The 7,209-nt window shown below is 67.1% G+C and carries 6 protein-coding genes; 5 read left to right on the top strand and 1 reads right to left on the bottom strand.

What is annotated here, in order from left to right; genetic code table 11:
- Positions 1 to 65: 65 nt before the first annotated feature.
- Together AC1DO7_RS16855 and AC1DO7_RS16860 are read left to right on the top strand one after the other, a co-directional pair.
- Positions 66 to 1,070, top strand: coding sequence for a tripartite tricarboxylate transporter substrate binding protein (locus AC1DO7_RS16855; RefSeq protein WP_477116339.1), 1,005 nt, complete (start codon positions 66 to 68; stop codon positions 1,068 to 1,070).
- A gap of 8 nt (positions 1,071 to 1,078) precedes the next feature.
- Positions 1,079 to 2,230 (top strand): CoA transferase, encoded by a 1,152-nt coding sequence (locus AC1DO7_RS16860; RefSeq protein ID WP_477116340.1) that lies wholly within the window; start codon positions 1,079 to 1,081, stop codon positions 2,228 to 2,230.
- A gap of 39 nt (positions 2,231 to 2,269) precedes the next feature.
- Here the strand turns inward: AC1DO7_RS16860 and AC1DO7_RS16865 are convergent, their stop codons facing one another.
- Positions 2,270 to 3,592, bottom strand: coding sequence for an MFS transporter (locus tag AC1DO7_RS16865; protein ID WP_441612266.1), 1,323 nt, complete (start codon positions 3,590 to 3,592; stop codon positions 2,270 to 2,272).
- A 193-nt stretch (positions 3,593 to 3,785) separates the two neighbouring features.
- Here AC1DO7_RS16865 and cyoA point away from each other — a divergent pair, with 193 nt between their 5' ends.
- From cyoA to AC1DO7_RS16880, 3 genes are all read left to right on the top strand, one after another.
- Positions 3,786 to 4,811 (top strand): ubiquinol oxidase subunit II, encoded by a 1,026-nt coding sequence (gene cyoA / locus AC1DO7_RS16870; RefSeq protein ID WP_441611998.1) that lies wholly within the window; start codon positions 3,786 to 3,788, stop codon positions 4,809 to 4,811.
- Between the two features lie 71 nt (positions 4,812 to 4,882).
- Positions 4,883 to 6,883, top strand: a complete 2,001-nt coding sequence (cyoB, locus tag AC1DO7_RS16875; protein WP_441643121.1) for a cytochrome o ubiquinol oxidase subunit I — start codon at positions 4,883 to 4,885, stop codon at positions 6,881 to 6,883.
- A gap of 28 nt (positions 6,884 to 6,911) precedes the next feature.
- Positions 6,912 to 7,209: cytochrome c oxidase subunit 3 family protein (locus AC1DO7_RS16880; RefSeq protein ID WP_477116341.1), on the top strand; the 298-nt coding region annotated here is incomplete at its 3' end.

Here is a 7,209-nt window from a genome sequence, read left to right on the forward strand (position 1 = left end):
CTGGATAATTGTCCAGAATGACTCGGCACGGCCACAATCGGGCAAAACCATGAAGGAGACCCGAGATGCAAGAGCCCCCACGCCGGCCGCGCCGCCTGCTGCTGAAGTCCCTGCTGGCGCTGCCCCTCGCGGCGGCCGCCGGCAGGCCTGCCGGCGCGCTTGCCGCCGACAGCTATCCATCCCGCCCGGTGCGGCTGGTGGTGCCGTACGCCGCCGGCGGCGGCCCCGATATCCAGGCCCGCAAGCTGGCCGAGGTGCTGGGCCGGGAGCTTGGACGGCCCATCGTGGTGGAGAACCGCGTCGGCGCGGGCGGCATCCTGGCGGCGGAGTTCGTGGCGCAGCAGCAGCCCGACGGCTATACCCTGCTGCTGGGCGCCTCCACCCACGTGGCGCAGAAGCTGCTGCAGCCGGGCGCGAAATTCGATCCGGCGGCGTTCACCCATGTCACGCGCACGGGCTCGAGCCCGGCGGTGCTGATCGTCAGCGCGGCCTCGCCCTATCGCACGGTCGGGGACCTCGTCGCCGCCGCGCGGCGCGCGCCGGGCACGCTGAACTACGCTTCGGGCGGCGTCGRCTCGGCCGCGCATATCTGCGGCGCGGCGTTCGCGGCGGCCACCGGCATCGACGTGCTCCACATCCCCTACAAGGGCTCGGTGGAGATCGTGCCGTCGCTGGTCAAGGGCGATACGCAGTTCGGCTTTCCGGTGGCGACCACCGCGGTGCCGCAGATCGCCAACGGCAAGGTGCGCGCGCTCGCGCTGACCTCGGCGCAGCGCAGCGCGGCCCTGCCGCAGGTGCCCACGCTGAATGAAGCGCTGGGCCGTGGCGATCTCGCGCTCGATGCATGGACCGGCATCTGGGCGCCAGCGGGCCTTCCCGCGCCGCTGGTGGCGCGCCTGCACGCGGCGACGCTGCGCGCGCTCGCGGATCCCGGCCTGCGGCGCTTCTACGTGGACACCGGCGCGAGCGTCGAGCCGAGCCCCACGCCTGCATCGTTCTCCCGCCTGGTCGCCGAGGAAACCGCACGCATGCGGCAGGTGATCGACAAGAACCGCATCACCCTCCAGTGAGACCAGACATGCCCGACACCACCAGCAATTCCGGCAATTCCAGCAATTCCGCCAATTCCAGCACCGCCGGCACCGGTTTCACCCCGCTCGCCGGCATCGGCGTACTCGACTTTTCGCACGTCATCGCGGGCCCCTTCGCCACCTTCCTGCTGGCCCGTCTCGGGGCCGACGTGACCAAGGTGGAGAACACCAACGGCGGCGATGTCATGCGCCGCACCGAGCGCGGTCGCGAGGCCTTCGTCGCGCTCAACGCGGGCAAGGCATCGCTCAGCCTCGACCTCGCCAGCGAGGCGGGCAAGCGCGAGGCGCTGGCGCGCGCCGCCCGCTGCGATGTGTTCGTCGACAACCTGCGGCCCGGCGTGCTCGAGCGTTTCGGCCTGGGCTTCGAGGCCGTGCGCGCGCTCAATCCGCGCGTGGTCTATTGCAGCATCTCCGGATTCGGGCGCGGCGCGACAGGGTGGAGTGGCAGGCCGGCCTACGATCACGTGGTGCAGGCGGCCACCGGCATGGCCTGCATGGCGGGCAGCGAGGGCGATCCGCCCATCAAGACCGGCTTTCCCGTCATCGATTCCGCCACGGGGCTGCTGGCGGCGTTCGCCATCCTCGCGGGCGTGCGCGAGAGCGAACGCACGGGCCGCGGCATGCTGCTCGATATCTCGATGGCCAGCGCGGGCATGCAGCTGATGTACCCGATGAGCTGCGACGCGCTCACGCGCGGCACGACGCCGCCGCGCGTGGGCAACCAGGGATACTCGGGCAGCCCGTCGGCGGATTTCTTCCGCACGCGGGACGGCTGGCTGGCGATCGGGGCGAACACGCCGGGGCAATTGCTGGCATTGCTCGAAGCGCTCGAACTCGGGCACCTGGCCTGCGATCCGGCGCTGTTCGACCCGCCGCTGCAACGCGACGGCCTGCCGGCGTTCGTACGCTCGCGCGATCCGGCCGCGCTCAAGGCGGCGCTATGCGCGGTGCTGGCCGATGCGGATGCGGTGCAAGTCGAAGCGCGGCTGAGCGCCTGTGGCGTGCCGGCCGCGCGCGTGCGCAATATCGCCGAGTTCGCCAGGGAATCGATGTCGAACGGCGCGCTGTCGACGGTCGAGCYGCGCGATGGCGAGACGACCGTATTGTCGCCCGGGCTGGGATTCCGGGTTCAGCAGTAGCTGCGCGCAGGCATGGTGGCTGGGGGGCGGCCCCGGCCGTCAGTCGCGCGAGGCGAGCGAGCGGTTGACGCGCAGTGCCAGCAGCGTGCACGCGGCGCCGGACAGCAGGTAGACGCTCACGGCCACCAGGCCGAATTCGACCGACAGCCCCAGCGCCACCAGCGGCGCGAAGGCGGCACCGAACAGCCACGCGAAGTCCGAGGTGAGCGCCGCGCCGGTATAGCGGAAGCGCCTTTCGAAGTTCGAGGTGACCGCGCCCGCGGCCTGCCCGTAGGACAGCCCCAGCAACCCGAAGCCGACCAGGATGAAGATATCCTGCCGCCCCGCGCCGCCGCCCATCAGGAACGGCGCGAACAGGCTGAAGATGGCGATCAGCGTGGCCATCAGCCCGAGCGTGGTGCGCCGGCCGATGCGGTCGGCGATCACCCCCGAGGCAATGGTGCCCAGCATGGCGATGCCCGCGCCGATGATCTGCACGACCAGCACGTCGTTGACATCCTGCGTGCCATGCAAGGCCACCCACGACAGCGGGAACACCGTCACCAGGTGGAACAACGCATAGCTCGCCAGCGCGGCGAAGGCGCCGAGGAAGAGGTTGTAGCCCTGGTCACGCGCGATCTCGATGGGGCTGATCGGCTCCAGCTCGCCTTCGTCGAGGAGTTCCGTGTACTCCTGCGTCACCACCAGGCGCAGCCGCGCGAACAGCGCCACCACGTTGATGGCGAAGGCCACGTAGAACGGATAGCGCCAGCCCCATTCGAGGAATTCCTCGATCTCCAGGTTCGCGCGCAGGAACAGGAACAGCGATCCCGCGATCAGGAAGCCGATCGGCGCGCCGAGCTGGCCCATCATCGAATACCAGCCGCGCCGCTGCGGCGGCGCGTTGAGCGCCAGCAGCGAAGGCAGGCCATCCCACGAGCCGCCGAAGCCGATGCCCTGGAGGATGCGGAAGAACGCCAGCAGGATGATGGACTCGCGCCCGAGGGTGTCGTAGCCGGGCAGGAAGGCGATGCCGGCCGTCGCCGTGCCGAGCGCGAACAGGGCGGCGGTGAGCTTGACACCGCGGCCCCAGCGCCGCTGTATCACCATGAACAGCGTGGTGCCGAAGGGGCGCGCGATAAACGCGAAGGAGAAAACGGTGAAGGAAAGCAACAGGCCTTCGAGGCGCCCGACGAAGGGGAAGAATACCGCCGGGAAGACCAGCACCGAGGCGATGCCGTAGACGAAGAAATCGAAGTATTCGGAAGCCCTGCCGATGACCACCCCCGTGGCGATCTCGCCGGGCGCGACATGGGCGTGGTGCGCGGCCTCACGGGCCGAGGGTGCTGACGACGGGTCGTGCTGTTGAGTGATGCCGGACATCATCAGGCCTTGTCGTAGTGCCACACTCCTTTAAGAATGGCACTTCTTTGACTACAGTGCCATAGGAAAATATGCAGTTCTCGAAAGTTTAGTTCTAGCAGTATGATGGTGCCCATGCCAGCCCACCGGCGTTCCAACGATCACTTGGACGGCTATGCATTTGCGTAATCGGATAGTGCCATCCCGCTACGTCATGCGCGGGATCTTGCTACTTTCGGCTGCCTTGCTGTTGACAGGTTGCAATGCCGTGCTGCTGGCCCCGTCGGGTGACCTTGCGGTCCGGCAGCGTGATTTAATCATCATCTCAACCGGCCTGATGCTGCTGATCATCGTGCCGGTGATCATCCTGACGCTGCTGTTCGCCTGGCGCTACCGCGCCTCCAACCGCGCAGCCACCTACGAACCGGACTGGGACCATTCCACCTTGCTGGAACTGGTGATCTGGTCCGCGCCGCTGCTCATCATCATCGCGCTGGGCGCGATCACCTGGGTCAGCACGCACAAGCTCGACCCGTACCAGCCCCTGTCCCGCATCGACGCCGAGCGCGGCGTGCCCACCGGCCTGGAACCGCTCACCGTCGAAGTGGTGGCGCTGGACTGGAAGTGGCTGTTCCTGTATCCGGACCAAGGCATTGCCACGGTCAACGAACTGGTGGCGCCGGTGGACCAGCCCATCCGCTTCAAGCTCACGGCCGCCACGGTGATGAACTCCTTCTTCATTCCCGCGCTGGCCGGGCAGGTCTATGCCATGCCGGGCATGGAGACCAAGCTTCATGCCGTGATCAACGCGCCCGGCGTGTACGAAGGCATCTCCGCCAACTACAGCGGCGCGGGCTTCTCCGGCATGTACTTCAAGTTCCACGGCGTCAGCAACGAGGAATTCGACCGCTGGGTCAAGGCAGCCAAGGCCGGCGGCGGCGCGCTCACGCGGGATGCCTACCTCAAGCTCGAGCAGCCCAGCGAGCGCGAACCGGTGCGCCGCTATGCCAGCGTGGACCCGGCCCTGTATGGCGCCATCCTGAACCGCTGCGTGGAAGCGGGCAAGCCGTGCATCAAGGACATGATGCCCGACAGCGCGAAGCATGCCCGCCGCGAGCAGCAGGGGCCCGCCTCGGGGTACGCCCTGGCGTCGCTGACGCGCTCCGGCGAGACCCTTGGCGCGATCTGCACCGCCGGCGATCCCACCGGCGCGGGCCCGGCGAAAACGCAGCCGCGGTGACGCGCTGACGCCATGGCGCGCCCGCCGAAGAAGAATCCTGCAACAACGCCCCTGCGGGCCTGGTGATGACAATGCCCGAGCACGACCTGACCCAGTTGGTATTCGGCCGCCTGACCTGGGAGGCGATTCCCTACCACGAGCCCATCCTGCTGGCCACCTTCGCGGCGGTGGCGATCGGCGGGCTGGCGCTGGTCGGCGCGCTGACCTACTTCCGCGCCTGGGGCTACCTGTGGCATGAGTGGTTCACCAGCATCGACCACAAGAAGATCGGCATCATGTATATCGTGCTCGGCATCGTCATGCTGCTGCGCGGCTTCGCCGATGCGGTCATGATGCGGCTGCAGCAGTCCGTTGCCTTCGGCGACACGCTGGGCTACCTGCCTCCGCATCACTACGACCAGATCTTCACCGCGCACGGCGTGATCATGATCTTCTTCGTGGCCATGCCGCTGGTCACCGGCTTCATGAACTTCGTCGTGCCGCTGCAGATCGGCGCGCGCGACGTGGCCTTCCCCTTCCTCAACAACTTCAGTTTCTGGATGACGGTGGGCGGCGCCGTGCTGGTGATGATGTCGCTGTTCGTCGGCGAGTTCGCGCGCACCGGCTGGCTGGCMTATCCGCCGCTGTCCGGCATCCTGCAAAGCCCGGACGTGGGCGTGGACTACTACATATGGTCGCTGCAGGTGGCGGGGCTGGGCACGCTGCTGTCGGGCATCAACCTGCTGGTGACCATCGTCAAGATGCGCGCGCCCGGCATGACGCTGATGAAGATGCCGATCTTCACCTGGACCTCGCTGTGCACCAACGTGCTGATCATCGCCGCCTTCCCGGTGCTCACCGCCGTGCTGGCGCTGCTGGCGCTGGATCGCTACACCGGCACCAACTTCTTCACGGCGGACCTCGGCGGCAACGCCATGATGTATATCAACCTGATCTGGATCTGGGGCCACCCCGAGGTCTACATCCTGGTGCTGCCCGCCTTCGGCATCTTCTCGGAGGTGGTGTCCACCTTCTGCGGCAAGCGCCTGTTCGGCTACGCGTCGATGGTGTACGCCACGGTGGTGATCACGGTGCTGTCCTACCTGGTCTGGCTGCACCATTTCTTCACCATGGGATCGGGGGCAAGCGTCAACTCGTTCTTCGGCATCACCACCATGATCATCTCGATCCCGACCGGGGCGAAGATCTTCAACTGGCTGTTCACCATGTACCACGGGCGCATCCGCTTCGAGGTGCCGATGCTGTGGACGGTCGGCTTCATGGTGACCTTCGTGATCGGCGGCATGACCGGCGTGCTGCTGGCGGTGCCGCCGGCCGACTTCGTGCTGCACAACAGCCTGTTCCTGATCGCCCACTTCCACAACGTCATCATCGGCGGCGTGCTGTTCGGGCTGATGGCCGGGATCAGCTACTGGTTCCCCAAGGCCTTCGGCTTCAAGCTCGACCCGTTCTGGGGCAAGTGCTCGTTCTGGTTCTGGCTGGTCGGCTTCTACGTCGCCTTCATGCCGCTGTACGTGCTCGGCCTGATGGGCGTGACCCGGCGCATGAACCATTTCCAGGATGCCTCGCTGCAGATCTGGTTCCAGGCCGCGGCCTTCGGCGCGCTGCTGATCGCCTGCGGCATCGGCTGCTTCCTGATCCAGCTGTTCGTCAGCTTCCGCCGCCGCGAAGCGCTGCGCGACACCACCGGCGACCCGTGGAACGGCCGCACGCTGGAGTGGTCCACTTCCTCGCCGCCGCCGGCCTACAACTTCGCCTTCACGCCCGTGATCCACGACAACGATGCCTGGTGGCAGATGAAGCAGCTCGGCTACGAGCGCCCGCAGCAGGGCTTCATCCCCATCCACATGCCGAAGAACACCAGCGCGGGCATCATTCTCGCGGGGCTGAGCACGCTGCTGGGCTTTGCGCTGATCTGGCATATGTGGCTGATCGTGGTGCTGACCTTCGTCACCCTTCTGGTGGTCGCGATCGGGCACACCTTCAACTACAAGCGCGACTACTACATCCCGGCCGATACCGTCGTCCACACGGAGGCAGAGCGCTCGCGCCTGCTTGCCAGCCATGGTTGATATCGCCACTCCCTACGGCCCGGAACGCATGAGCGCGCCGGAAGCCCCGCGCGCGGCGCAACTGCGCTTCTACGAGACCGCCGAGGTGCATGCCCAGAACGGCACCCTGCTCGGCTTCTGGCTCTACCTGATGAGCGACTGTCTCATCTTCGCCAGCCTGTTCGCCGTGTACGGCGTGGTGGGACGGCACTATGCCGGCGGACCCACCGGGGCGGAGCTGTTCGAGCTGCCGCTGGTGGCGCTCAACACCACCTTCCTGCTGCTGTCGTCCATCACCTATGGCTTCGCCATGCTGGAGATGCAGCGCTCCAGGGTGAGCCAGACGC

The sequence above is a fragment of the Cupriavidus sp. 05N40 genome (assembly GCF_056397305.1).

What these genes read in the sequence shown, in the direction of transcription:
- cyoA (WP_441611998.1), top strand. Translation starts at nt 3,786, where the DNA reads ATGCGCGGGATCTTGCTACTTTCGGCTGCCTTGCTGTTGACAGGTTGC.
- AC1DO7_RS16865 (WP_441612266.1), bottom strand. Translation starts at nt 3,592, where the DNA reads ATGTCCGGCATCACTCAACAGCACGACCCGTCGTCAGCACCCTCGGCC.